This window comes from Dactylosporangium sp. CA-139114 (assembly GCF_050955725.1).
Taxonomy (GTDB): Bacteria; Actinomycetota; Actinomycetes; order Mycobacteriales; family Micromonosporaceae; genus Dactylosporangium.
This window is the reverse complement of record NZ_CP192080.1, coordinates 9718655-9743772: the sequence shown is the minus strand read 5'-3', so window position 1 is coordinate 9743772 and position 25118 is coordinate 9718655. Positions and strand designations below refer to the sequence as shown.

Here is a 25118-nt window from a genome sequence, read left to right as displayed (position 1 = left end):
GACGCGCCGCGGCGGTGGCGCGGACTCACGCCGGAGTCGAAGTCCGCGGCCCGAAGCACCGCAACAGCTGGTTGCACTCGCGAGAGCCTCATGGACATCGTGCCGGTCGACCCGCGAGGCCGACGGGTGTGGTTCGGCGGCGGAGTTAGCTGCTGATCTCGGTGATCTTCTCCGCGCCGAACGTCTCCATCAGCAGCCGAACCGCCGCCTCCTCGCTCGTCTCCCGCACCTCCGACGCGTCGTCGAGCAGTTCGTCGCCCGGGTCCAGGCCAGGGAAGCGCGGGTCGGCGACCGGCGAGTCGTACTCAGGGTCGAACGGAGGCTCGTCCGCGGCCGTGCCGTCCCAGGCCGAGTTGCCCCCGCGCCCCGCAGGCTGGCCGCCGGCCGCCGCGGCCGGTCCGGCGTTGGGGCCCGCCGGGCGCCGGGTGCCCCCGGCCGCGGACGCCGCAGCCCGGCTCGCGGCCTCGCGGGCCTTCTCCAGGGCGCTGGAGCCGCCCTGGCGTGGCCGGGCGGGCGCGGCGGTGTTGGGGCCGCCCGTCGTCGCCGTGTGCCCGCTGGAGACGGATGCGGCCGGGTTTGGCGCGGCGTTTCCGGCATATGCGGACGAACTGGACGGGGTGGGCGCCGTGGGAGGGGCCGCGGTAACGGGGGGTGCCGACACGGACGCGTGGGCGGGCGCGGTGTTCGGCTGAGCGACGACGGCCGGCGGGGGAGAGACGGCGACGGGCGCCGGTGGGGTCACCGGAGTCGGCCAGTCCTCCGCCGGGGCGGGAGCGCTCGCCACCGCGCCGCCGGGGACCGCGGCCACTGGCCACTCCTCGTCCGCCGTCGAGGACGCCGCCACCGAAGCGGAGGCGGAGGGAGCCGTGGCACGGGAGGCGCCGACCGGCTGCGGAGCGCTCTGGGAACGCGCCTGCTGCGGCGGTGCGCCGTACGACTGGCCGCCGACCGGACCCGAAGGCGGGCCGGACGTCGGGGCCGAAGGGCCGGAGGGCTGAGGCGTGGGCTTCGGGGGCGCGGGGCGGTTGCCGCCGCCTCCGCCGCCCGGCTGGCCGCCTACCTCGCAGCGCACCTGCCAGCGGCCGCCCAGCAGCTCCTGCAGGGCCTTCAGCAGCACGTCCGGGGAGGCGTTGAGCATGTCGGCGTGCGTCGAGTACTTGAAGCCGAGCACCAGCGTGGTGCCCTCGACGTCCTGGACCGTGGCCTCGCGGACGATGGCGCCGGCCTTCTTGCTCTTGTCGTTCACCAGGGCCAGCAGGTCGGGCCAGACTCGGCGGATCGCCTCGGCGTCCATGCCTCCGCCGCCGCTGTTCACCGGAGCGGCCGGAGCCGGAGCGGCCGGAGCCGGAGCGGCGGGGGCCGGTGGGGCCGGAGCGGCAGCCGGGGGCGCAGGCGTGGGTGCGGGCGCAGGCGTGGGGGCCTCGGACCAAGTGCTCGGAGGCGTCGGCGCCGCGGGCGGGGCGACGTTCGAGCGGGCGTCGCGGATGTAGTCCAGCCCCCGGTTCCCGCTGTCGGCCGGTGCCGGGGCTGGAGCCGGAGCGGACACAGGAGCGGGCGACGCGGGTGCGGCGGAGACCGGGGCGGCGGCGGGAACAGTGGCAGCGGGAGCAGGGGCGGCGGCGGAAACAGTGGCAGCGGTGGGAGCAGGCGCGGGGGCAGGGGCAGGGGCCGGGACGCCGCCGGCCTGGAGGCGGCGCTCCATGCGCTCCAGGCGCTGCAGCAGGGCCGAGCTCGAATCGTCCGCGCCGGGCAGGAGCATGCGCGCGGTGATGAGCTCGAGCAGCAGGCGCGGGGCCGTGGTGCCGCGCATCTCGGTGAGGCCGTTGTGCACGATGTCGGCGAAGCGCGAGAGGGTGGCCTGGCCGAGCTGGGAGGCCTGCGCGCCCATGCGGTCGAGCTGGTCGTGCGGGGCGTCCAGCAGGCCCTTCTCGACGGCGTCGGGCACCTGCTGCAGGACGATCAGGTCGCGCAGGCGCTCGAGGAGGTCGGAGGCGAAGCGGCGCGGGTCGTGGCCGGCCTCGACCACGCGGTCGATGACGCCGTAGGCGCCGCGGCCGTCGTCGGCGGCCAGGGACTCGCACATCTCGTCGATGAGGGCCACGTCGGTGACGCCGAGCAGGGCGACCGCGCGGTTGTAGGTGACGCCGTCCTCGCCCGCGCCCGCGATGAGCTGGTCGAGCACCGACAGGGTGTCTCGGGCGGAGCCGGCGCCGGCGCGGACGACCAGCGGGAAGACCGCGGGCTCGACCTTCACGCCCTCCGCGGCGGTGAGCTGCTCGAGATAGGGCCGCAGGACGCCCGGGGGAATCAGCCGGAAGGGGTAATGGTGGGTCCGGGACTTGATCGTCCCGAGGACCTTCTCCGGCTCGGTCGTGGCGAAGACGAACTTGACGTATTCCGGGGGCTCCTCGACGAGCTTGAGCAGCGCGTTGAAGCCGGCCGAGGAGACCATGTGGGCTTCGTCGATGACGTAGACCTTGAAGCGGCTCGACACGGGGGCGAAGAAGGCCCGCTCGCGCAGGTCGCGCGCGTCGTCGACGCCGCCGTGGCTGGCCGCGTCGATCTCGATGACGTCGATCGAGCCGGAGCCGTCGGGTGCGAGGTCGCGGCAGGACTGGCACTCGCCGCACGGCTCCGGCGTCGGGCCGCGCTCGCAGTTGAGGGAGCGGGCCAGGATGCGGGCGCTACTCGTCTTGCCGCAGCCGCGCGGGCCGGAGAAGAGGTAGGCGTGGTTGAGTCGTCCGGAGCGCAGCGCCTGCGACAGCGGCTCGGTGACGTGTTCCTGGCCGATGACCTCGGCGAACGTCCGAGGCCGGTACTTGCGGTAGAGCGCGAGCGCCACCAGCGGTCCTCCGTTCGACTAGAGCCGGGACCACCGTACTCCCGACCACCGACACTTTCCGGCGGGCGTCACGCGGGCGGGCTCGGATATGAAACACCGCTCGTGCACCCGACAGAGCTCACTTATCCTTGCTGCCTTCCGGCCCTGGGGAGGTTCATGAGGTGTCGCCGCACGAGCGGCTTACGGACCACAATACCCGGTGCACGAACCCGGCGAGCGATGGGTATCCTGGCGCACGGAGGATTCGCCTAGAGGCCTAGGGCGCACGCTTGGAAAGCGTGTTGGGATAAAACCCTCACGAGTTCGAATCTCGTATCCTCCGCCGGTTCTACCAGGGGAAACGCCGGGCTACCGCGCAACGGGGCCCGGCGTTGCCGCTCCTGGCGCGAAGGCCGCAGATGGCGCACAGCCGAGTGTGGCGAGCGTCTCACGCCCTGATGCGCCCCCGATCCCACCTTCGCGTTGATCACCTTCGCCCGCACCCTCGGACACGCCCCTCGCGGCGAGCGCGGGGGAACCGCGGGGGACGCGGGGGACGCGGCGGAACCCGGACACACCCTCGCGGTGAGCGCGGGGGAACCTGGGGAACACGGGGGAAGCCGGGCGAAGAGATCCAGGGAACCGGCGCCGAAACCGTCGTGCTCGTATGGCTCGACGCCGCACTCCCGGAACGACATCCGCCAGACAGGCAAACGTCATGTCGCCATCTGCGATATAGCAGGTCGATGCCTTCTCCGGCGTGACACCGCATGCGACCATCTGATTACCTGTCGGAGGGGGCAGCGATGTTCTACCGGAGCTCGGACATCCTGATCACCAGCACGCACGTGATAGTCCTGCACCCGCGGGAGCTGCGGTACCCGCTCGAGCAGATCGTGTCGCCGTATGTCGTGAAGCACGGTCGGGGGGCCGGCTTCCGGGCGGCGCACGAGATTCGCGCGCGCCTCGGCTCGGCCGACGTGCGCCTCTTTTACACCACCGATCGGGCCGCGTTCGGCGCCGTGCGCAGGGCCCTGATCCGCGCCCTGGAGTTCCGCACCGATCCGCTGCCGATCTGACGCCGTCCGCCCGGGCGTGGCCGCGTGATGCAACCGGCCTTCAGGCAATCTGCGATATGGCAGATTGAAAGCTAGCGCACAGGCATGCGGCCATGCAACCATCGATGGAGAGCCACGAGGGGGCGAGTGGCGGAAACGCAACAGCGCCCGGCGGTCACCGGGCGCTGTTTCTGTTGCGGCCGCCACTTCGGTCACGCGGAGCGGCAGCATCGATACCTGATGTCATCCTTACCGCACGACCGGCCCCTTGAGCAAGGCCGAGGGGAAGGGATATGCGCATGTTCTATCAAGGCCCCGACCTGATCGTGACCACTGATCACGTCGTGATCTTGCATCCGTCACCCGTGCACTACCGCCTGGACTTTCTCGAAGGCGTCTACGTTCTGCAGCATCCGCGCTCCGGCCGCTCCCGCCCGTCCCAGGAGATCCGCGCCCGCTACGGCCTGCAGGACGTGCGGCTGTTCCACAGCACCGATCGGCAGACCTTCGGCCAGGTCCGCCGCGCCCTGATCCGTGCGCTCGAATGGCGCGACCGCACCGGCGCGGCGAGCTGACCACTTTCGCCGGATCGTGGCCCTACTGTCCGGTAGGTAACGATCCGGCGAAACCGCTATATCACCGATTGCCGTATGGCCGTTGGGTTCTACACTGGGCCACGGCCCGAGCGGGCCACCCGAGTGAGCGACCATATTTCCCGACAAGGCGGGGTATGGCCGGACTCGGTTCTTTTCATGTCTTACCCAAACGCCTCGACCAGGCGCGTAGGCTGAACACGTTTTGCGATATGGCTAGTAGGCATACGTCCAACGAGGGACACGATGAGTTCGGGTGACGCGCCCGCGGCTGCTCGCCGGAAGGTTCGGCTGGCGATCAAGGACGCCCGCTCCCGAAAGGGAGACACCCAGTCTCAGGTCGCCGAGGCGATGGAGTGGTCCCTGTCGAAGGTGATGCGGATCGAGTCCGGCGAGGTCACGATCTCCGCGAACGACCTGCGTCCGCTGCTGTCCTACCTGGGCATCAGGGACCGCGACACCGTCGAGGATCTGATCCAGGCGGCCAAGGCGTCCAAACGGCAGCGGAAGCAGTGGTGGGACGACCGGCGCTATCAGGACTTGCTCACGCCGGCCCTGCGTCAATTGATCAGCTTCGAGGCCGAGGCGACCGTGATACGGAGCTTCGCGCCGGCGGCGATCCCCGGATGGCTGCAGACCGAGGCCTACGCCCTCGCCGTGACCAGCGGCTTCGTGGGCGACCTGACCGATGACGAGATTCGCACGCGCGCCGAGATCCGGACCGCGCGTTGGAAGGCGCTGCGCGATCGCGCCCCGCGCCCCAAGCTTTTCGCACTGTTCGACGAGTCGGTACTCCTGCGCCGGTATGGCGGAGCCGAAGCGCTCGGTGAGGCATTGTCCGCGGTCAGTTCGGCCATTGCCGAAGGCTGGCTCAGCGTGCGCCTCCACCCGCTTTCGAGTCCGTATCCGCCTTTCGGTCAATACGACCTGCTGTACTTGTCGAGCGAGGACAACAGCCACGCAGTGTTGTACCGAGAGAGCTATACCATCGACGAAATCGTCGACGATTCCGTCCGCATTGCGCGACACCGCGAGGGCTGGGATCGGATGTGGGATGCCTCGATCGGGGAAGTCGAATCGGCCCGGAGGATAGCCGCCGCCGCGAAGGCTCCCGCCACCGCGGACCTCTGGCCGGCCGATGAAGGATCTTCGGCCTGACGCCGAAGGACCCGACCGGAGGCGAGTGCCTCCCCGTCAGAAACCCAGGTGAACCATGCACGAATCGGCCATGCCACGCGTCTTCCGCCGCAGCTCCTACTGTGGCAACACGACGTGCGTCGAGGTCGCCACCGCGAATGATGTGCACGTTCGCGACGGCAAGAACCCCGGCGAGGCGGTGCTTTCCTTCGAGTCCGGCCCGTGGCGGGCGTTCGTGGCCGGCGTGAAGATCGGCCAGTTCGACCGCGGCTAGGCCTCGCCGGCCGTCAGACTCGCGATGAAGGCCCGCCAGTCGTCGGGGTTGAATTGCAAGCGCGCCGCATCCGGATGCTTGCCGTCCCGGATCAGAACCGAATTCGCGCTGAACGCGACTTCCACGCACGATTGGTTGCCGCAGAAACGGGACCTGCGCCATTCGAGGGCTTTCCTGTTCTCGGCCATCGGGTCGGCCTCCTCAAACCCTAGGACGTGAACCTTCAGCATACGGAGCGCGTCGCACAACGACACGTGAGTATGCGAGGTTGGCCCATGAATGCATATATCCGGCAAACCGGGCAACGGGCGTTGCCCGCGGGACTACAAGTCCCGCGGGCAGGTTCTGGGGCCGCCCCTCAGAGCAGGGAGTTCAGCCTCCTGTAGGCCTCGGCGTAGCCGGTGCGGTCGAGGCGCTCCACGTTGGCCGCGTTCGCCGCGAAGGCACGCATCAGGCTGCGCCGCACGCGCAGCAGGGTAATCGCGTTGTTCGATGCGAACAGGGTGATGCCGGCCCCGGCGTAGCTGGCGCGCAGGAGCCAGACGACGGGGGTGAAAATGCGGATCGCGCGGCCCGTGAGCGGAGGCACGGACAGCACGGCCGCGGCGATGACGTATTGACCGGCGCCGTCGGTGAGCGTCATTGCGGCCGCCGCCCCCACGGTGACCAGGGCGCCCGCGGCGAGGAGTACCATTCGTCCGGGGCGACCGTCGTGCTCCACGCGCAGATCTTCGAGGGCCTCCAGGTCGAACACCTGGGGCTCGGGTTTCCAGACCGCGTAGACATCATCAGTGATGACGATGTCGTGACCTTGATAGAAGACGGTCGGCATCGGTTCCCCCCTTAGCCTCGTCAAACAGTATGAGTCGGCTGCGTCACAGATCGCCAGACCACAAAGTGCCATATCGCAACCTGCGAAACTCCCACTCGCCGTGCCACTGTTGTCACCCAGGGTGGCGTCGCTGGTGGAGCTCGACCTCAGTCGTCGGTGAAGCTCAACCTAGCGTGACCGCGGCCAGCGACGTGGGCAAATGGAATTTCCGCTGGCGGGTCGGCTCGGAAGCGGACGCTCGGCAGGCCCTAAGCTTTGATTGAAGAATCCGACCATGAAGGAGCGCTCTGTGCGGCCCGGTGGACAGCCCAACCTGCAGCAGATGATGAAGCAGGCCCAGAAGATGCAGCAGCAGATGGTCGCCGCGCAGGCGGAGCTGGCCGAGGCCGAGCTCACCGGGACGGCCGGGGGTGGGCTCGTCACGGCGACCGTCAAGGGGACCGGCGAGGTCGTGTCGGTGAAGATCGACCCCAAGGCGGTCGACCCGGACGACGTCGAGACCCTCGAGGACCTCGTCGTCGCGGCGGTGCACAACGCGGCCCAGGCCGCCCGTGATCTGACCGAGCAGAAGATGGGCCCGCTGACCGCCGGGCTCGGGGGCCTGGGCGGCGGTCTCGGGCTGCCCGGCTTCTAACGGGCGACCGGCGTGTACGAAGGCGCCATCCAGGATCTGATCGACGAACTCGGTCGCCTGCCCGGGGTCGGGCCGAAGAGCGCGCAGCGCATCGCGTTCCACGTGCTCTCGGCCGATCCCGCGGACGTCAAGCGCTTGGCCCAGGCGCTGCAGCGGGTCAAGGAGCTCGTGCGGTTCTGCACGCGCTGCTTCAACGTGGCCGAGGCCGAGCTCTGCCGGATCTGCCGCGACCCGCGCCGCAGCGACGAGGTCTTCTGCGTGGTCGAGGAGCCCAAGGACGTCGTGGCGATCGAGCGCACGGGGGAGTTCCGCGGGCGCTACCACGTCCTCGGCGGCGCGATCAATCCGCTCGAGGGCGTCGGCCCCGACAGCCTGCGCATCCGCGAGCTGATGACGCGCCTGGCCGAGGGCACGTGCAAGGAGCTCATCCTCGCGACCGACCCCAACACCGAGGGCGAGGCGACGGCGACGTACCTCGCCCTGCTGGTCAAGCCGATGGGCCTCAACGTCACCCGGCTGGCCAGCGGCCTTCCCGTCGGCGGCGACCTGGAGTACGCCGACGAGATCACCCTGGGCCGCGCCTTCGAGGGCCGACGGGCGGTCTAGGACAGGGCCTAGCCCTCGGGGCGGTTGAGGATCCCGACGACGACGGCGTGGACGGCCGCCAAGTCTGCCGGGTCCTTCAGCGTGCCCTTGGCGCCCGTCACTGTGTACCATTCATCGGCGTCTTTGTATTGAACCTTGACGACGAAGGCCCCGTCGGGGCCGATCTCGGACTGCAGGGTCAGCTCCCCGGTCACGACTCCGACTTCGTCGGTCATGACCCCACCCGGGCCGGCCACGATGTCGGTCCGTAGCACGTCCGCGGAAGCCGGTGCCGTGGCGGAAGCCGGGGCCTCGGTGGAAGCGGCCGCCTCGGTCGATGCCGAAGCGGCCGTCGCCTCCGAAGAAGCCGAGTTGGGTGCCGGTGGAGGAACCGGGTCATCCGGGGCCGAAGCGGGTGGGGTCGTCTCCGTCATCCGGTTCCTCCAGAAGCGCATCAGCAGGTCGCCAGCATGTCCGAGAGCGCGGTCTTCTCCGCGGTCGTCACGGACAACTTGTAGTAGGACTTCACTGTTACCCAGTCGGTGGCGTACGTGCACCAGAACGCGTGGTTCGGTGGCTTCCACGCCGACGGGTCCTGGTCACCCTTCGACCGGTTCGACTGGAGACTGACCGCGAACAGCTGCGGCCGGGTGAGGTCGTTGGCGAAGTCCTTGCGCTGCTCGTCGGTCCACTTCGCGGCGCCGGAGCGCCACGCGGCCGCGAGCGGCACCATGTGATCGATGTCGAGGGACTGCGGGTCGGTCAGGTCCTTGTCGTCGTACGGGCTGTGCCAGGAGCCCGCCGTGATCTTGCAGTCGGCGGTGGCCTTGACGTTCTTGCCGTCTCGCTTCAGTACGACGTCGCGCGTGTCGCAGCCGTTCCCCTGGCTGATCCAGTGCGTGAACTTCTCGCGGCTGTAGCCGGACATCGAGGCGGCCGTGGCGACGGTCAGCGCGTCCAGTGACGCCTTCGCACCGCCACCCCCGCCCCCGGTGCCGGTGTTCGTGCCCGTGTCCGAGGAGCCCGTGGCCGAGCCGGGGGTGGAGGAGACCTGGCAGCTGCCGGCGCCGGTGAGCACCGTGGCGAGCGCTAGAGCGATGAGAACGGCCTTGCCGTTGGTGGAGGGGCGCACGTCCCTACTGTGCGGCATCAATGCGAACAAGTGTTGGAGGACCCGCCCGTGTCGATCGCCACGGGCGGGTCCGATACGCGACTGTCAGCCCCGGTTGGCCGCGCTGAGCACCGCGCGCAACGAGGCCGTCACGATGTTCGCGTCGATGCCGACGCCCCAGTACGTCCGGCCGTCGACGGAGCACTCGACGTACGCCGCCGCCTGCGCCCCTTCGCCCGACGTCAGCGCGTGCTCGGCGTAGTCCAGCACGCGCACGTCCACGCCGACGTCGCCGAGGGCGTGCACGAACGCGTCGATGGGCCCGTTGCCGGTCGCGTCCACGCTGCGGGCCTGCCCGTCGACGGTGATCTCGGCCTGCAGGGTGACCTTGCCGTCGACCGTGTTGGCCTCGTACGACGTCAGCGTGAACCGCCGGTCCGAGAAGTACTCGCCCGCGAAGAAGTCCCACATCTGCTGCGGGTTGACCTCGCCGCCCTCGTCGTCGGTGTGCCGCTGCACGACGCCCGAGAACTCGATCTGCAGCCGGCGCGGCAGGTCCAGGTGGTGCTCGGACTTCATGACGTACGCGACGCCGCCCTTGCCCGACTGCGAGTTGACCCGGATGACGGCCTCGTAGGAGCGGCCCAGGTCCTTCGGGTCGACCGGCAGGTAGGGCACGCCCCACGTGAACTGGTCGACGTCGACCCCGGCGGCCGCCGCGTCGCGGTTGAGGGCCTCGAAGCCCTTCTTGATCGCGTCCTGGTGCGAGCCCGAGAACGCGGTGTAGACCAGGTCACCCGCGTACGGGTGGCGCTCGTGGACCGGCAGCTGGTTGCAGTACTCCACCGTGCGCTTGATCTCGTCGATGTCCGAGAAGTCCACCTGCGGGTCGACGCCCTGCGAGAACAGGTTCAGCCCGAGGGTCACCAGGTCGACGTTGCCCGTCCGCTCGCCGTTGCCGAACAGGCACCCCTCGACCCGGTCGGCGCCGGCCAGCAGGCCCAGCTCGGCGGCCGCGACCGCGGTGCCCCGGTCGTTGTGCGGGTGCAGGGACAGCACGACCGACTCCCGGCGCGGCAGGTTGCGCGACATCCACTCGATGGAGTCGGCGTAGACGTTGGGCGTGGCCATCTCCACCGTCGCCGGCAGGTTGACGATCAGCGGGCGGTCCGGCGTCGGCTGCAGCACCTCGATGACGGCGCTGCAGACCTCCAGCGCGTAGTCCAGCTCGGTGCCGGTGTAGGACTCGGGGGAGTACTCGTAGAAGATCTCGGTGTCCGGGGTGATCGCCTCGGCGTACTTCTGGCACAGCCGCGCGCCCGTGGTGGCGATGTCGGTGATCCCGGCCCGGTCCAGGCCGAACACGACCCGCCGCTGCAGCGTCGAGGTCGAGTTGTAGAAGTGCACGATCGCGCGGCGGGCGCCGACCAGCGACTGGAAGGTGCGCTCGATCAGGTTGTCCCGGCACTGGGTCAGCACCTGGATGGTGACGTCCTCGGGGATCAGGTCCTGCTCGATCAGCGTGCGTACGAAATCGAAGTCGGTCTGCGAGGCGGCCGGGAACCCGACCTCGATCTCCTTGTACCCCATCCGGACCAGCAGGTTGAACATGCGCCGCTTGCGCTCGACCGACATCGGGTCGATCAGGGCCTGGTTGCCGTCGCGCAGATCCACGGCACACCACCGGGGCGCGACCGTGACCTCGTTCGCGGGCCATTGCCGGTCGGTCAGCGGGATCGGGAACTGTTCGGAGAACGGCCGGTAGCGGTGGATGGGCATACGGCTGTTGGTCTGACGGGCGATCTCGGACATGCTTTCCTGCTCCTGGGTTGTCGCGCACGATGCGCGGAAAGGTCTGGGGAAGTCAGACCGGCAGGAGCGCGGACGCGCGCGTCATCCCCGCGACGAGGTGCCGGCCTGTCGGGCCCCGTCGCGGCGACGAAGAAGAAGCGTCTGCCACATGTCAAGACCTACCCTACGGGCTTTGCCGACGCGGCGCCACTGGGTCCGCCACTGGCCGCGGGCGGCGGGGGCGGCGGGGCCGACGTGCCCAGCGGCGCGCCGTCCGCGACCGGGCCGGGCAGCGAGATCGTCGCCGGGGCGGCCACCACCTCGCCCGTCAGCATCAGCTGGCCGAACGGGAGCCTGGCGGCGGTGAGGATGCCGTTGTCGTTGTAACAGAAGGTGCCGGGGTCGATCGGGGGTGCGATCGCCGTGACACCGGGCTCGACGGCGAAACACGGCGCCGAGGTGCCCGCGAGCGGCTCGGCGGGCGCCACCGACAGCGGGATCTGCCGGTCCAGCAGCACGTCGAGCCAGCTGACGAAGACGTACTGCACCCGCGGATCGATCGCCGCGGGCAGCTTCTTGCCGGCCGCCGCGACCTTCACACAGCTGCCGGAGGGGTTGATCGGGCACTGGTACTGCCCCTCGGGCCGGCTCGCGATGGCCACGTCCGCGGTGCCGCCCAGCGCGCCGCCCTGGATGTCGACCCGCCAGGTCCGGTCGGAGGCGATCGACACCAGGATCGAGCGGGGCGCCTTGCCCTGGACGGTGAGCGTGTACGCGGCGACGTACCGCTGATCCTTCGCCACCGCCACACGCGCCGCGAGCATCCCGCGCGGGTCCGGCTGGGCCGGCAGCGGGGTGCCGGCCGGGGTCGTCGTCGAGGTCGACGGCGGGCCGCCCGACGAGCTGCACCCCGACAGGAGCAGGCCGGTGAGCACGGCCATCGCCGTGCCGGTGATCACAGTGATCGGATAATGGCCGACCCGTCGCGCAAGCACCCGCGTATTCTCGCCCGGCGGGGCGGCCGGATCGTGGAACGCCACTCCCGGCGGGCATCCCACCCCGGTACGCTCGGCTGCGTTGACCATGTGTTGACCTTGCCCCGGAAAGGAGCTCGACGGCGGTGGCGCTGATCGTGCAGAAGTATGGCGGTTCCTCCGTCGCCAACGCCGAGCGCATCAAGCGCGTCGCCGAGCGCATCGTCGACACGCGAAAGGCCGGCAACGAGGTCGTCGTGGTCGTCTCGGCCATGGGCGACACGACCGACGAGCTGCTCGACCTCGCGTCGCAGGTGAGCCCGGTCCCCGCCGGTCGCGAGCTCGACATGCTGCTGACCGCCGGTGAACGCATCTCGATGGCGCTGCTCGCGATGGCGATCAACAACCTCGGGTACGAGGCCCGCTCCTACACCGGCAGCCAGGCCGGCGTGATCACCACGTCGACGCACGGCCGGGCCCGCATCATCGACGTCACCCCGGGCCGCCTGCGCAGCGCGCTGGACGAGGGCGCGATCGCGATCGTCGCCGGCTTCCAGGGCGTCTCGCAGGACACCAAGGACATCACCACGCTGGGCCGCGGCGGCTCCGACACCACCGCGGTGGCCCTCGCCGCCGCGCTGCAGTCCGACGTCTGCGAGATCTACACCGACGTCGACGGCATCTTCACGGCCGACCCGCGGGTCGCCAAGAACGCCCGGCACATCAAGCAGATCACCTACGAGGAGATGCTCGAGCTGGCCGCGTGCGGCGCCAAGGTGCTGCACCTGCGCAGCGTGGAATACGCGCGGCGGTTCTCGCTGCCGATCCACGTGCGTTCCTCGTACTCAACCGCCAACGGCACCATGGTCACCGGATCGATGGAGGACCTTTCCGTGGAGCAAGCGCTCATCACCGGCGTCGCGCACGACCGCAGCGAGGCGAAGATCACGATCGTCGGCGTGCCCGACCAGCCCGGTGTCGCCGCGCGGATCTTCCAGACGGTCGCGGCCGCGGAGACCAACATCGACATGATCGTGCAGAACGTGTCGACCGAGAGCACCGGCCGCACCGACATCTCCTTCACGCTGCCGAAGACCGACGGCGCCGCCGCCAAGGCCGCGCTCGAGCGCATCAAGTCCACCGTGGACTACAAGTCGGTCCTGTTCGACGACCACATCGGCAAGGTCTCGCTCATCGGCGCCGGCATGCGCTCCAACCCGGGCGTCGCGGCCAAGCTCTTCGCGGCCCTGGCCGAGGCCGGCGTGAACATCGAGATGATCTCCACCTCGGAGATCCGGGTCTCGGTCGTGTGCCGCGACACCGACCTCGATGTCGCCGTCCGGGCGATTCACGACGCGTTCGAGCTGGGCGGAGACGAGGAAGCCGTGGTGTACGCGGGGACCGGAAGGTAGGTTCGTCCTTCATGGGCGGTCTGCCGAGCCTGGCTGTTGTCGGGGCCACCGGGGCCGTCGGCTCCGTGATGTGTGAGCTGCTGTCGTCCCGCAAGAACGTGTGGGGCGAGATCCGGCTGGTCGCCTCCAAGCGCTCGGCGGGCCGCAAGCTCACCGTGCGCGGCGAGGAGCTGCTCGTCCAGGAGCTGACCCCCGAGGTCTTCGACGGCGTCGACGTGGCCATGTTCGACGTGCCCGACGAGGTCTCCGCGGAGTGGGCGCCGATCGCGGTCGCGCGCGGCGCCATCGCGGTGGACAACTCGGCCGCCTTCCGGCTGGACCCGGACGTGCCGCTGGTGGTGCCCGAGATCAACCCGGAGCAGGTGCGCAACCGCCCGAAGGGGATCATCGCCAACGCGAACTGCACCACGCTCACGATGATCGTGGCGCTCTCCCCGCTGCACCGCGAATACGGGCTCAAGGAGCTCGTCCTGGCCTCCTACCAGGCCGTCTCCGGCGCCGGCCAGAACGGCGTCGACACGCTGCTCGACCAGCTCGGGCGCGTCGGCGGCGACCGCACCCTGGGCTCGCGCTCGGGCAACGTCCGCCGGGCCGTGGGCGACGACCTCGGTCCGTTCCCCGCGCCGCTGGCGTTGAATGTCGTACCGTGGGCAGGCTCCCTCCGCGAGGCCGGATGGTCTTCGGAGGAGCTCAAGCTGCGCAACGAGTCCCGCAAGATTCTCGGCCTGCCCGACCTCAAGGTCTCGGCCACGTGCGTGCGGGTTCCCGTCGTCACCGGCCACTCGGTCGCCGTCCACGCGGTCTTCGGCACCGAGGTCGACGCGGAGGGCGCCCGCGAGGTCCTGCGCCACGCCCCCGGCGTGATCCTGGTCGACGACCCGGCCGCGGGCGAGTTCCCGATGCCGATCGACGCGGTGGGCACCGACCCCTCGTGGGTCGGCCGCATCAGGCGCTCGGTCGACGACCCGAGGGCGCTGGACTTCTTCGTGACGGGCGACAACCTGCGCAAGGGCGCGGCGCTGAACACGGCCCAGATCGCCGAGCTGCTCTCGGCCGAACTCACCGCCTGATCCGCTTCCGGCCGAAAAGTCGGGCGCTGCGCATCCCAACTTTTCGGATTTGTCGCCTGACGGGGTATTAGTCCGGCTCCGTCGTTGTGAAGTAGCTCTCGGTTGACGGCCTCCATCAAATGACAGTTACTCTCAAAAAATGGATGCTGTCACTTCGAGCCCCCGACGCTGGTGGGCGCTCATCGCGATCGTGCTCAGCGTGCTCACCGTCGGCTTCGACACCACGATCCTCAACGTCGCCCTGCCCACGCTCGCCACCGCGCTCGACGCCGGCTCGGACGACCTGCAGTGGATCGTCAACGCGTACGTGCTGGTCTTCGCCGGCCTCCTGCTCCCCATGGGCGCCCTGGGCGACCGGTACGGCCGGAAACGCCTGCTCATGATCGGCCTGGCCCTGTTCGCCGGCTCGTCGCTGGTGGCCGTCTTCGCCACGGACGCGCTTCAGGTGATCGCCGCCCGGGCGCTGATGGGCATCGGCGGCGCCATCCTGACCCCGCTGACCATGGCCGTGCTGCCGGTGCTCTTCGACGAACACGAGCGCGGCCGGGCCATCTCCGTGCTGAGCATGGGCATGGGCGTCGGCCTGCCGCTGGGCCCGATCATCGGCGGCTACCTGCTGGAGCACTTCTGGTGGGGCTCGATCTTCGTGATCAACGTTCCCGTGGCCCTGGTCGCCCTGGTGGCGGTCGCCTTCCTCGTCCCGGAGTCGCGCGCGGCGAAGCCGAGGCGCGTCGACCTGCTCGGCGCCGGCCTGTCGACGGTGGGCCTGGTCGTCCTGGTGTACGGCGTGATCGAGGCCCCGACCCGCGGCTGGACCGATGCGAGGGTCCTCGCCGGCCTGGTCGGCGGCGCCACGCTGCTGGCCGTCTTCGTCCTGGTGGAGCGCCGGGCGAAGAGCCCGATGATCGACCTGAGGCTCTTCCGGAGGCCGCGTTTCGCCTGGGGTACCGCCGCCGGAACCCTGTCCTCGTTCGCCCTCTTCGGCGTGCTGTTCATCCTGCCCCAGTACCTGCAGGCGGTCCGCGGCGACGACGCCCTGGGGGTGGGGCTGCGCCTGCTCCCGCTGATCGCCGGCCTGTTCGTGGGGGCACCCCTGGGCGAGCGGCTCGCCCACCTGACCGTCACGCGGGTCCCGGTGGCGGGGGGCCTGCTCATCGGCGCGCTGGGCCTCGGCCTGGGCGCGCGGACCGAGGTCGGCTCCGGCTACGGCACCGTGGCGACCTGGCTGGCGATCGCCGGGGCGGGGATCGGCCTGGCGATCACTCCCGCGATGGACGCGGTGCTGGGCGCCCTGCCGCGCGACGAGGCCGGCTCGGGCACCGCGATCACGATGACCTTCCGCCAGGTGGCGGGCGCCCTCGGCGTGGCGTTGCTCGGCAGCCTGACCAGCGCCGTGTACCGCGGCCGGCTGAACGACGCCCCGGAGGCGGCCCGGCGCTCGGTCGCCGCCGGCGTGACCCTGGCCGCCCGGACCGGCGACGCGGCCCTGGCCCTGGCCGCCCGGACGGCCTTCGTGGACGCCATGGCCGCGGTCCTGCTGGTCTGCTCCGCCATCGGCGTCATCGGAGCCCTCCTGGCGGCCCTGTTCCTGCCCAATGCCCAGCGGCGCCCCGGTGCGGAAGAATCGGTGGATGGGCTCACCAGGGTTGCGTGAACGCAAGAAGCAGAAGACCCGCTGGGCGATCCAGGAGCACGCGGTGCGCCTGTTCGTCCAGCAGGGCTACGACGCGACCACGGTCGAGCAGATCGCCGAGGCCGCGGAGATCTCCCCGAGCACGTTCTTCCGATACTTCAAGACCAAGGAAGACGTGGTCATCCAGGACCGCTACGACGAGCTGATGGCGGAGAGGATCCGGGCGGCACCGGCCGGCCTGACCCCGCTGGAGGTGCTGCGGCATGCGTTCGCGGACGCCTTCAAGGCGACCACCCGGGACGAGGTGGACCAGGCCCTGGAGCGGGCCAGGCTCCAGCTGGGCGTCCCGGCGCTGAGGATGCGCGCCCTGGACACCCTGCAGGACTCGATCAGGTTTCTGGCGGTCCCCCTGGCCGAACGCCTGGGCCGCCCGGCCGATGACTTCCGGTGCCAGGCCTTCGTCGGCGCCTGCGTCGGGGCCATGATGAACGCCCTCCTGACCTGGGCCAGGGACGGCGGCGACGCGCACGAGGCACTGAAACTGATCGACCAGGCCCTCGACGTGGTGGCCGAGGGCCCATAACGGCGCTCAGGGCGACAGCGACGCTCAGGCGACAGCGACGCTCAGGCGACAGCGGCGCCAAGGCCGACAGCGACGCTCAGGCGACGACGTCGTCGGCGTCGGTGATCGTGTAGGCGTAACCCTGCTCGGCCAGGAACCGCTGCCGATGAGCCGCGTACTCCGTGTCGATGGTGTCCCTGGCCACCACCGTGTAGAAGTGCGCCTGGCGGCCGTCCGCCTTGGGCCGAAGCACCCGCCCCAGCCGCTGCGCCTCCTCCTGGCGGGACCCGAACGTCCCCGACACCTGCACGGCCACCGCCGCCTCGGGCAGGTCGATGGAGAAGTTGCCGACCTTGGAGATCACCAGCGTCCGGAGCTCCCCGCTGCGGAACGAGTCGAACAGCTTCTCCCGCTCCCGGTTGGTCGTGGCCCCCTGAATGATCGGCGCCTGCAGGAACTCCCCGAGCTGATGCAGCTGGTCGATGTAGCCCCCGATGACCAGGACCTGATCGTCCTTGTGCCGGTCGATCAGCGCCCGGACCACCGGCAGCTTCGTCCGGGCCGTGGCCGCCACCCGATAGCGCTCCTCGGGCTCGGCGACGGCATAGGCCATCCGCTCCTCGTCGGTCAGCGTCACCCGCACCTCGACACACTCCGCGGGGGCGATCCACCCCTGCGCCTCGATGTCCTTCCAGGGCGCGTCATACCGCTTGGGCCCGATCAGCGAGAACACGTCCCCCTCGCGCCCGTCCTCCCGCACCAGCGTCGCCGTCAGGCCGAGCCGCCGCCGGGCCTGCAGATCGGCCGTGAACCGGAAGATCGGCGCCGGCAGCAGGTGCACCTCGTCGTAGACCACGAGGCCCCAGTCGCGGGCGTTGAACAGGTCGAGGTGGGCGAAGGCCCCGCCGCGCCGGGTCGTCAGCACCTGGTAGGTCGCGATCGTGACCGGGCGGATCTCCTTGCGCTCGCCGGAGTATTCGCCGATCTCCTCCTCGGTCAGGCTCGTGCGCGCGATCAGCTCGCGCTTCCACTGCCGCCCCGCGACCGTGTTGGTGACCAGGATCAGCGTGGTCGCCTTGGCCTGGGCCATCGCCGCGGCGCCGACCAGCGTCTTGCCGGCCCCGCAGGGCAGCACCACGACGCCGGAGCCGCCGGCCCAGAACGACTCGACCGCCTCCCGCTGGTAGGAGCGCAGCACCCAGCCGTCCTCGGCCAGGTCGATCTTGTGGGCCTCGCCGTCGACGTAGCCGGCCAGATCCTCGGCCGGCCAGCCCAGCTTCAGGAGGGCCTGCTTGAGCCGTCCGCGCTCGGACGCGTGGACGATGACGGTGTCCGCGTCGATCTGGCTGCCCAGCATCCCGGCGAGCTTCTTGCTCTTGGAGACCTCGATGAGCACCGCGCGGTCGGACGCGTGCAGGACGAGCCCGTGCACCGGGTCGTTGCGCAGCTGGAGCCGCCCGTAGCGGTCCATCGTCTCGGCGATGTCGACCAGCAGCGCGTGGGGCACGGGATAGCGCGAATAGCGCAGCAGGGAGTCGACCACGCCCTCGGCGTCGTGGCCCGCGGCGCGCGCGTTCCACAGGCCGAGCGGGGTCAGGCGATAGGTGTGCACGTGCTCCGGCGACCGCTCGAGCTCGGCGAACGGTGCGATGGCCATGCGGCACGCCTGGGCGTCGGGGTGGTCGACCTCGAGCAGGAGCGTCTTGTCGGACTGGACGATCAGTGGACCTTCTGGCACCGGACCAGTGTCGCATGCGGGTATGACACTTCCCGGATAGTGGGAACGATGGATACCCGTGCAACGAACCGGCCCTTCCCGTGCGTTCAACACTTTGACGGCTTCGGCGGCCGTCGCCGCGGAGCCGGACGCACGCGCTCGAATGGAGTTCGGGGGCGAGCGCGTACGTCCGATCCCGCGACCGGCGAACATCGGGTGATTCACCGGAGTCGTCGCCCGCGCCGGCCGCCTAGCATCGAGGCATGCGTCCGAGGGTGACCTTGACGTTCGGTGGATTCGCCGCCCTCGCGGTGGCGGTCGGCTGGTTTCTGCTCTCCCATCGGGTCGCGCACACGGACGTCGAGACCGCCGTGAGCGAGTCGCTCGGCGCGATCCTCGTCGTCATGCTGCTGGGCTCGATCGTCGGCTCGGTCGTCGGCTCGACCCGCCGCAGCGGTGGGAAGCGGAAATGAGCAACCTGGCGAAGCTCGGCGTCACCGTTGTCGCCGTCGCGGCCCTGAGCTGGTTCTTCGTCTCCTGGCTGGTGCTCAAGAGCCCGCTGACCGACGCCATCGGCGAGACGATGGGCAGCCTGGCCGCCGTCATGCTGATCGTGTCCGTGATCGGCTCCGTGATCGGCACCGCCCGGGCCGAGAACTAGGCCTCCGCCTCCGGGACCGCGCCGGTGATGCGGTGCAGCGCGAAGGTGTGCAGCATCTCCGTGCGCTCGTCCTCGGCGCGCAGATAGCCCGAGCCCATGGACACCGGCCGCACGAGCCGCGACGCCGTGGCCCCGTGCGCGTCGACGTATCCCACCCAGACCCGGGTCTTCTCCCGCAGCGCCTGCTGCAGCACCTCGAGCGCCTCCGTGTGCGAGGCCCCGGAGGCCCCGTTGGCCCGCACGGTCACGGGCGCCCGCCGCGCGACCCGGGCCGCCGCGTCGCCCCGCCGGATCTGCTCGATGACGCCGGCGAGCCGGGGTCCCGAGAGCCGTACCGCCGCCGTGGGGTCCTCCACCCCGCGCGACGCCCACGACGGGCGCGGAGCCCCCCGGCGCTGCTTCGGTCGGCTCAGCACCGCGGCGCCGGTCGAGTCCTCCTGCACCGGCGGGTATCCGGCCTCCCGCAGCGCCTCCAGCAGCCGGGCCGGCGTGTGGCGGCAGGCCAGCACCGTCGGGGCCAGGCGGCGCAGCCCCAGCGTCTGCAGCCGCCGGTCGGCGAGGACCTCGGCGATCATCGACTCGTCGTCGCTGCGCACGTAGGAGTTCGCCGACCCGATGCGCATGCCGCCGTGGCGGCGGGCGACGTCGTCGATGAGATAGGTGAGCGTCTGCGGCACCGGCGTGCGCGAGCGCCGGGCGAGCAGCGCGTGCAGGTCGGCCGCGGAGTAGCCGGCGTCGAGGCTCCGGCGGATCGTTTCGGCCGTGATGCGGAACACGCTGGCGCTCTCCTGCAGCCCGAGCAGCTCCAGCTCCCCGGCGAGGGTGGGCTCGGGCGGGCCCGGGACGATCGCGGACAGGTCGGCCTGCAGCAGCACGTGGTCGACGGGGGTCGGCAGCAGCGTGTCCAGCAGCGCGGCCGAGCCGGAGAGCGCATAGCCCTCGGGCGAGCCGATCCCCAGCGGGTCCTCGGGGTCGGGCGCCTCGGCGGCGAGCTCGGCCAGCAGCAGCCGCCCGTATGCGGTCAGCCCGCCGAACCCGGTCAGCCCGACGAACGCGGCCTCGGCCAGGCTCGCCTCGATCGCCGCCGACGTGGCCCGGTTGATCCGCCGCGGGGTGCGCCAGGCGAGGGTCTCCACGACGCCGGCCGGCGCCGCGGTCAGTCCGGGGGCCAGGTCGGCCAGCACCTGCAGGGCGGACTTGCGCTGGGCCGGGGCGCCGGGGCGGGACAGCTCGGGCGCGAGCGCGTTGAGCGGGCGGTCGCGGTCGTCGCGCTGCCCGACGAGTGCGGGCGCGCGGGTCATGGTCAGCCAGGCCACCGCGAGCCGGTGCCAGCGGGCGGCGATGCCGAACGCGCGCCAGGCGTCATAGGCGACGGTGGGCAGGAAGACGCTCTCGACCCGCTTGTTGTCGATGATCTCCTCGCCGATCAGCCCCGCGGCGGTGACGATCTCGACCAGCAGCGCCGCCTGCTGCTCCTCGACGCCGACGGTCTTGGCGTAGCGGCGCAGCTCCCGGATGCCCAGGCCGCCCGAGCGCAGTACGGCCGGCGGCTCCTGCCCGATCGTCTCGATCAGCGTCTCGGCGTTGCGGACCAGCTCCAGCACCTGCCCGGCCCCGGCCCGATCCAGCTGGGCGGGGTCGCGCTGCGAGGTCTGCAGCGCCGGCGGCTCGGGGTGCAGCTGTCCGAGCGGCCCGGCCTCGCGGCGCAGCAGGAGCGCGACCTCGACCGGCAGTTCCACGGCGTCGCGCCCGACGGGCACGAGCAGGTGTCGTTCGACCAGCCAGCGCACCGGCGAGTCGGAGTCGGGCAGCAGGGCGGTCGCGGCGACGGTGCCGACGGGCGGGCCCGCGGCGAGGCGGTCGAGCACGGCCCGGGCGGCGGGGGAGGCGGCCAGCAGCGCCCGGCGCAGCCCGGCGGCGTCGGCGACCAGCGCGCCGGCCATCGGGTCGAGCTCCTCGGCGGGGCGGCCCAGCCCGGCCGGGAAGGGCGAGCACACCTCGTCGACGGCGCCCACGATCCGCAGCGCCGGGTCGGGGCCGTAGACCACCGCGAAGGTCCGCAGCCGGTCGATCGCCGCGCGCACGTGCACCGCGTCGACGCCGGACTGGGCGGTGAGCGCCAGCACCGACTCGGCCGACGAGGCGTGGCCGACGCGCGTGTACCGCAAAGCGTCCAGGATCTCCAGCGTGAACTGGTCGAGCGCGTCGAGCGCGCGGGCCACCGCCACCCGCGACTGGGCCCGGTGCGCGAGCGCCGAGAAGTCCGACGGCGGCGGGATGACCAGGTCGGGGCGCAGCCGGATGAGCGCCGTCAGCTCGTCGTCGGGCAGGGCGCGCAAATGGTCGGCCAGCGAAATCGTCGTCATCTCGCCTCATACGCTAACCGGCGCGTACGACAAAAGAGGGCGGGCCCGGCGGGCCCGCCCTCGATTGCTCGCTCGGAGTTACTTCAGGCCGTTGCTGACGGCGGTGATCAGCTCGCCGTTGCTCGTGTCACCCGAGAGCTCCCAGAAGAACGCACCGCCGAGGCTCTGGTTCTTCGCGTACGTCATCTTGCCGGCGATGGTGGACGGAGTGTCGTAGCTCCACCAGTTGTTGCCGCACTTGGCGTAGGCCGTGCCGCCGACGGTACCGGTCGCCGGGCAGCTGTTCTTGAGGACCTTGTAGTCCTCGATGCCCGCCTCGTAGGTGCCGGGGGCGGCGCCGGTGGCCGAGCCGCCGGGGGCGTCCTGCGTGACACCGGTCCAGCCGCGGCCGTAGAAGCCGACGCCCAGCAGCAGCTTGTTGGACGGGATGCCCTTGCTCTTGAGCTTGGTGATCGCCGCGTCGGAGCAGAAGCCGGCCGTCGGGATGCCCGAGTAGCAGGTCAGCGGCGAGTGCGGGGCGGTCGGGCCCTGCGCGTTGAAGGCGCCGAAGTAGTCGTACGTCATCGGCATGAACCAGTCGAGGTTCGCGGCCGCACCGGCGTAGTCGGTGAGGTCGATCTTGCCGCCGTTGCTGCCGTCCGCGGTGATGGCCGAGGTGACGAGCTTCGACGGGCCGAACTTGGCGCGCAGCGCGGCGATCACGCTCTTGTAGGCGTTCGGGCCGGAGCCGTCACACTGCAGGCCACAGGCGTTCGGGTACTCCCAGTCGATGTCGATGCCGTCGAAGACGCCGGCCCAGCGGGAGTCGTTGATCAGGTTGTAGCAGGAGTCCGCGAACGCGGTCGGGTTCTGCGCGGCCTGCGTGAAGCCGGCCGACCAGGTCCAACCGCCGAACGACCAGATGACCTTGAGGCCCGGGTGCATCGCCTTGAGCTTCTTCAGCTGGTTGAACGAGCCCCGCAGCGGCTGGTCCCAGGTGTCGGCGACGCCGTCCACCGAGTCGGCCGCGGTGTAGGCCTTGTCGTAGTCCGCGTAGCTGTCACCGATCGAGCAGCGCCCGCCGGTGGTGTTGCCGAACGCGTACAGGATGTGGGTGAGCTTCGCGGCCGAGCCGCTCGTCTCGATGTTCTTCACGTGGTAGTTGCGGCCGTAGACGCCCCACTCCGCGAAGTAGCCGACGACCTTCTTGCTCCCGCCGGCCGGCGGCGTGGTCGTGGTCGGCGGCGGGGTCGTCGGCGGCTTGGTCGTCGGCGAGGTGGTCACCGGCGGGGTCGTCGGCGGCTTGGTGGTGCTGGTCGTGGGCGGCGCCGTGGTCGGGGTGCCCCCGCTGCAGGAGACGCCGTTGATCTTGCAGTTGGTCGGCGGCTTGGCGCCGGAGCCGTTCATGCCCCAGCTGAAGCTCGCGCCCGCCGCCAGGGTCGGGGACCAGGACTTGTTCGTGGCGACGTAGTGCTGACCCGTGCGGGTCACGTCGGCGTCCCAGAAGCTGGTGATCTGACCGCCCGCGGGCAGGTCGAACTCGAGCGTCCACCCGTTGATCGTGCTCGAGGTCCCGTTTGTGATCTTGTAGGTGGCGCCCCAGCCCGAGCCCCAGTCCTGGTCGACCGTGAACGTGGCGCTCAGGTTTCCGGCGGCATTGGCGGTGACGATGGGAACGACGGCTCCGGCCACCGCCAGAGCGGCGGCGACGATGAGGCCGTTGCGGACGGATCGTTTCATCGCGTCTCCTGGATGGTCTCTTAGGAAACTTTCCTAAAAGTGAAGGTGACGGTAGTGGCCTGGATCTCACTCGTCAATAGGAAGTCGAGCGTGTGTTTCGATGGCATACCTACTGTGACCTGGGCATCCTTAAGAGTGTCTCAACAACCGGTTGTCATTGGCTTTGACCTCGACATGACGCTCCTCGACACCAGGCGCGGCATCGCCGCAGCGTGGCGGGCGCTCACCGCGACGACCGGCGTCCATGTCGACGCCGACCTCGTGATCACCCGGCTGGGCCCGCCACTGCGCGAAGAAATGGCACAGTGGTTCCCGGCGGAAAGGGTCGACGAGGCTATTCGGATCTATCGGTCCCTCTACCCGGACCACGCCATATCGCCCTCGGTGGCCCTCCCGGGGGCGTTGGAGGCGCTGGCGGCGGTGCGCGCGGTGCCCGCCCGGATCGCGGTCATCACCTCGAAGCTCGGCCGCCTCGCGGAACTCCACCTCGCGCACCTCGGCATCGAGGTCGACCACGTCTACGGCGACGTCTTCCACGCCCAGAAGGCCGAGGTCCTGCGCGAGATCGGCGCCGCCCTCTACGTCGGCGACCACGTGGCCGACATGCAGGCCGGCGTCCTGGCCGCCATTCCGGTCGTCGGCGTCACGTCCGGCCCGTGCTCGGCCACCGAGCTCCGGGCCGCCGGCGCGACGGTCGTGTTCCCCGATCTGCGCCCGTTTCCGGCGTTTCTCCAAGGCATGATCTCGGTTGGCCGTCCCGTTTCGGATGACTAGCCTTGGTGTGCAATCCCGGGCACCGCGTGTGACGCGAGGTCGCCGGGACGGGTCCGACACTGGGGAGCAGGGCAGCGTGCCGACGGGTCGAGTGAAGTGGTACGACCAGGAGAAGGGTTTCGGATTCCTCACCAGCGACGACGGTGGAGACGTCTTCGTGCACAAGGCGGCGTTGCCGTCCGGCGTGGGTGAGTTGAAGACGGGTCAGCGGGTCGAGTTCGGGGTGGTGGAGAGCCGCAAGGGCAGCCAGGCGCTGCAGGTCAAGCTGCTGGACGCGCCGCCCTCGGTCGCCGAGGCCCGCGCGGTCGCGAACCGCCGCCCGCCGGAGGAGCTGCACGGCCTGATCGAGGACATGATCAAGGTCCTGGAGGCCAAGATCCAGCCCGACCTCCGGCGCGGCCGCTTCCCGGACCGCAAGACGTCCCGAACGGTGGCCGAGGCCGTGCACCTGGTGGCCCGGGAACTCGAGGTCTGACGCCGCGCAGAGGGGGCCTGCGGGCCCCCTCTGACGGTCAGGCGCCGACCAGCGGCGTGGCGGGCACCAGGCCCTCGGCCGCGGCCCGGTTGAGCAGCGCGTCGACGGCGGCGTGCCCGTCGGGGCCGAGCGACGAGGTGAACTCGTTGACGTAGAGCGCGATGTGCTGATCGACGACGCTCTGCTCCATCTCCTGCGCGTGCTCGAGCACGAACGCCCGGCTGGCCGCGGGATTCTCCCAGGCCAGCCGCACCGACTCCTTGATCCAGGCCGTCGCCTGCTCCGGGTCGACACGGTCCCGGTGCGCGAGGATCGCCCCGAGCGGAATGGGCAGCCCGGTGTCGTTCTCCCACCACTCGCCGAGGTCGGCGAGGGCGTGCAGCCCGTACCGCTGGTAGGTGAACCGCGCCTCGTGGATGACGAGCCCGGCATCGTACTTCCCGGCGGCCACGGCCGGCATGATCTCGGCGAACGGCACGACCTCGATGCGGGCCGGCGGCTCGGCGGCCGACCAGAGCCGCATCAGCAGGTAGGCGGTGGTCCGGTCCCCGGGAACGGCCACGGTCCTGCCGCCCAGGGAGGTGATGCCGGCGTCCTTGACCAGCACGAGGGGCCCGCAGCCGCGCCCGAGCGCCCCGCCGCAGGGCAGCAGCGTGTACTTGTCGAGCAGCCACGGCAGCGCGGCGTAGCTGACCTTGACCAGGTCGAACTGCCCCGAGAGCGCGGCCGTGTTGGTGACGTCGACATCGGCAAAGGTCACGTCAAACGCCGGCGCCCCGGGCACGAGCCCGTGCGTGAGCGCGTGGAAGACGAACGTGTCATTGGGACACGGCGAAAAAGCGAGCGAAAGCGTCACAACCCCGAATCTAGACCGAACGCGCGGGACCGCACCCCAAGCACCAAAAGAGCACCTGTGACC

25 protein-coding genes, 1 tRNA gene and 1 other RNA gene are annotated in these 25118 nt (G+C 70.6%); 15 read left to right on the top strand and 12 right to left on the bottom strand.

What is annotated here, in order from left to right:
• Nucleotides 1-145: 145 nt before the first annotated feature.
• Both ACQP2P_RS43820 and ffs read right to left on the bottom strand, forming a co-directional pair.
• Entirely contained in the window at nucleotides 146-2842 is a 2697-nt protein-coding gene (locus tag ACQP2P_RS43820) for a DNA polymerase III subunit gamma and tau (RefSeq protein WP_433611280.1), read from the bottom strand.
• Nucleotides 2843-2931: 89 nt separating this feature from the next.
• An RNA gene (gene ffs, locus ACQP2P_RS43815) (signal recognition particle sRNA small type) lies at nucleotides 2932-3025 on the bottom strand.
• A gap of 54 nt (nucleotides 3026-3079) precedes the next feature.
• Here ffs and ACQP2P_RS43810 point away from each other — a divergent pair.
• The 5 genes from ACQP2P_RS43810 to ACQP2P_RS43790 all read left to right on the top strand — a co-directional run bounded on the left by ACQP2P_RS43810 (nucleotide 3080) and on the right by ACQP2P_RS43790 (nucleotide 5883).
• Nucleotides 3080-3164 (top strand) — tRNA-Ser (locus tag ACQP2P_RS43810).
• 463 nt (nucleotides 3165-3627) lie between these two features.
• Nucleotides 3628-3900, top strand: coding sequence for a hypothetical protein (locus ACQP2P_RS43805; protein WP_433611278.1), 273 nt, complete (start codon nucleotides 3628-3630; stop codon nucleotides 3898-3900).
• A 278-nt stretch (nucleotides 3901-4178) separates the two neighbouring features.
• Nucleotides 4179-4454 carry a DUF6232 family protein gene (locus ACQP2P_RS43800; protein WP_433611276.1) on the top strand — a complete coding sequence of 92 codons (276 nt, stop codon included), beginning with the start codon at nucleotides 4179-4181 and terminating at the stop codon, nucleotides 4452-4454.
• Nucleotides 4455-4718: 264 nt separating this feature from the next.
• A complete protein-coding gene (locus tag ACQP2P_RS43795; RefSeq protein WP_433611274.1) occupies nucleotides 4719-5630 on the top strand; it encodes a helix-turn-helix domain-containing protein in 912 nt (303 codons plus the stop codon).
• 70 nt (nucleotides 5631-5700) lie between these two features.
• Nucleotides 5701-5883 (top strand): DUF397 domain-containing protein, encoded by a 183-nt coding sequence (locus ACQP2P_RS43790; protein ID WP_350618998.1) that lies wholly within the window; start codon nucleotides 5701-5703, stop codon nucleotides 5881-5883.
• Here the strand turns inward: ACQP2P_RS43790 and ACQP2P_RS43785 are convergent.
• Nucleotides 5880-6113 (bottom strand): DUF397 domain-containing protein, encoded by a 234-nt coding sequence (locus ACQP2P_RS43785; RefSeq protein WP_433611272.1) that lies wholly within the window; start codon nucleotides 6111-6113, stop codon nucleotides 5880-5882. The genes ACQP2P_RS43790 and ACQP2P_RS43785 overlap by 4 nt on opposite strands.
• Nucleotides 6114-6241: 128 nt before the next feature.
• A complete protein-coding gene (locus ACQP2P_RS43780) occupies nucleotides 6242-6715 on the bottom strand; it encodes a DUF6232 family protein (RefSeq protein ID WP_433611270.1) in 474 nt (157 codons plus the stop codon).
• A gap of 313 nt (nucleotides 6716-7028) precedes the next feature.
• Here ACQP2P_RS43780 and ACQP2P_RS43775 point away from each other — a divergent pair, with 313 nt between their 5' ends.
• Both ACQP2P_RS43775 and recR read left to right on the top strand, forming a co-directional pair.
• Nucleotides 7029-7349, top strand: a complete 321-nt coding sequence (locus tag ACQP2P_RS43775; RefSeq protein WP_350619114.1) for a YbaB/EbfC family nucleoid-associated protein — start codon at nucleotides 7029-7031, stop codon at nucleotides 7347-7349.
• A 12-nt stretch (nucleotides 7350-7361) separates the two neighbouring features.
• Entirely contained in the window at nucleotides 7362-7955 is a 594-nt protein-coding gene (gene recR / locus ACQP2P_RS43770; RefSeq protein ID WP_433081113.1) for a recombination mediator RecR, read from the top strand.
• A gap of 8 nt (nucleotides 7956-7963) precedes the next feature.
• Here the strand turns inward: recR and ACQP2P_RS43765 are convergent, their stop codons facing one another.
• The 4 genes from ACQP2P_RS43765 to ACQP2P_RS43750 all read right to left on the bottom strand — a co-directional run bounded on the left by ACQP2P_RS43765 (nucleotide 7964) and on the right by ACQP2P_RS43750 (nucleotide 11795).
• Entirely contained in the window at nucleotides 7964-8170 is a 207-nt protein-coding gene (locus tag ACQP2P_RS43765; RefSeq protein WP_433611268.1) for a hypothetical protein, read from the bottom strand.
• Between the two features lie 218 nt (nucleotides 8171-8388).
• Nucleotides 8389-9066, bottom strand: coding sequence for an HNH endonuclease family protein (locus tag ACQP2P_RS43760; protein WP_433611266.1), 678 nt, complete (start codon nucleotides 9064-9066; stop codon nucleotides 8389-8391).
• Nucleotides 9067-9150: 84 nt separating this feature from the next.
• A complete protein-coding gene (gene leuA / locus ACQP2P_RS43755; protein ID WP_433611264.1) occupies nucleotides 9151-10857 on the bottom strand; it encodes a 2-isopropylmalate synthase in 1707 nt (568 codons plus the stop codon).
• A 158-nt stretch (nucleotides 10858-11015) separates the two neighbouring features.
• On the bottom strand, nucleotides 11016-11795 hold the full coding sequence (locus tag ACQP2P_RS43750; RefSeq protein ID WP_433611262.1) for a hypothetical protein: 780 nt from the start codon (nucleotides 11793-11795) through the stop codon (nucleotides 11016-11018).
• A gap of 161 nt (nucleotides 11796-11956) precedes the next feature.
• Between ACQP2P_RS43750 and ACQP2P_RS43745 the strand changes: the two genes are divergently transcribed.
• The 4 genes from ACQP2P_RS43745 to ACQP2P_RS43730 all read left to right on the top strand — a co-directional run bounded on the left by ACQP2P_RS43745 (nucleotide 11957) and on the right by ACQP2P_RS43730 (nucleotide 16508).
• Nucleotides 11957-13222, top strand: coding sequence for an aspartate kinase (locus ACQP2P_RS43745; protein ID WP_433611260.1), 1266 nt, complete (start codon nucleotides 11957-11959; stop codon nucleotides 13220-13222).
• Nucleotides 13223-13233: 11 nt separating this feature from the next.
• Nucleotides 13234-14292: an aspartate-semialdehyde dehydrogenase gene (locus ACQP2P_RS43740; RefSeq protein ID WP_433611258.1), complete on the top strand. Its 1059-nt coding sequence runs from the start codon at nucleotides 13234-13236 to the stop codon at nucleotides 14290-14292.
• 139 nt (nucleotides 14293-14431) lie between these two features.
• Nucleotides 14432-15946, top strand: coding sequence for an MFS transporter (locus ACQP2P_RS43735; protein WP_433611256.1), 1515 nt, complete (start codon nucleotides 14432-14434; stop codon nucleotides 15944-15946).
• Complete coding sequence (locus ACQP2P_RS43730) at nucleotides 15924-16508, top strand: TetR family transcriptional regulator (RefSeq protein WP_433611254.1); 585 nt, start codon at nucleotides 15924-15926, stop codon at nucleotides 16506-16508. The genes ACQP2P_RS43735 and ACQP2P_RS43730 overlap by 23 nt, the downstream gene beginning before the upstream one ends.
• 76 nt (nucleotides 16509-16584) lie before the next feature.
• Here the strand turns inward: ACQP2P_RS43730 and ACQP2P_RS43725 are convergent, their stop codons facing one another.
• Complete coding sequence (locus ACQP2P_RS43725) at nucleotides 16585-18225, bottom strand: DNA repair helicase XPB (RefSeq protein WP_433081094.1); 1641 nt, start codon at nucleotides 18223-18225, stop codon at nucleotides 16585-16587.
• A gap of 242 nt (nucleotides 18226-18467) precedes the next feature.
• Between ACQP2P_RS43725 and ACQP2P_RS43720 the strand changes: the two genes are divergently transcribed.
• Both ACQP2P_RS43720 and ACQP2P_RS43715 read left to right on the top strand, forming a co-directional pair.
• Complete coding sequence (locus ACQP2P_RS43720) at nucleotides 18468-18677, top strand: hypothetical protein (RefSeq protein ID WP_433611251.1); 210 nt, start codon at nucleotides 18468-18470, stop codon at nucleotides 18675-18677.
• Entirely contained in the window at nucleotides 18674-18865 is a 192-nt protein-coding gene (locus ACQP2P_RS43715) for a hypothetical protein (RefSeq protein ID WP_433611249.1), read from the top strand. The genes ACQP2P_RS43720 and ACQP2P_RS43715 overlap by 4 nt, the downstream gene beginning before the upstream one ends.
• Here the strand turns inward: ACQP2P_RS43715 and ACQP2P_RS43710 are convergent.
• Nucleotides 18862-21231 (bottom strand): helicase-associated domain-containing protein, encoded by a 2370-nt coding sequence (locus ACQP2P_RS43710; RefSeq protein ID WP_433611247.1) that lies wholly within the window; start codon nucleotides 21229-21231, stop codon nucleotides 18862-18864. The two genes, ACQP2P_RS43715 and ACQP2P_RS43710, sit on opposite strands and share 4 nt — an antisense overlap.
• 78 nt (nucleotides 21232-21309) lie before the next feature.
• A complete protein-coding gene (locus tag ACQP2P_RS43705) occupies nucleotides 21310-22950 on the bottom strand; it encodes a glycosyl hydrolase family 18 protein (protein ID WP_433611245.1) in 1641 nt (546 codons plus the stop codon).
• A 114-nt stretch (nucleotides 22951-23064) separates the two neighbouring features.
• Here ACQP2P_RS43705 and ACQP2P_RS43700 point away from each other — a divergent pair, with 114 nt between their 5' ends.
• A complete protein-coding gene (locus ACQP2P_RS43700) occupies nucleotides 23065-23724 on the top strand; it encodes an HAD family hydrolase (RefSeq protein ID WP_433611243.1) in 660 nt (219 codons plus the stop codon).
• Between the two features lie 76 nt (nucleotides 23725-23800).
• Entirely contained in the window at nucleotides 23801-24199 is a 399-nt protein-coding gene (locus ACQP2P_RS43695; protein ID WP_433611241.1) for a cold-shock protein, read from the top strand.
• A gap of 37 nt (nucleotides 24200-24236) precedes the next feature.
• Here the strand turns inward: ACQP2P_RS43695 and ACQP2P_RS43690 are convergent, their stop codons facing one another.
• The gene (locus ACQP2P_RS43690; protein ID WP_433611239.1) at nucleotides 24237-25055 is read right to left on the bottom strand and encodes a 1,4-dihydroxy-6-naphthoate synthase; all 819 of its coding nucleotides are present in this window, start codon (nucleotides 25053-25055) and stop codon (nucleotides 24237-24239) included.
• Nucleotides 25056-25118: the final 63 nt, after the last annotated feature.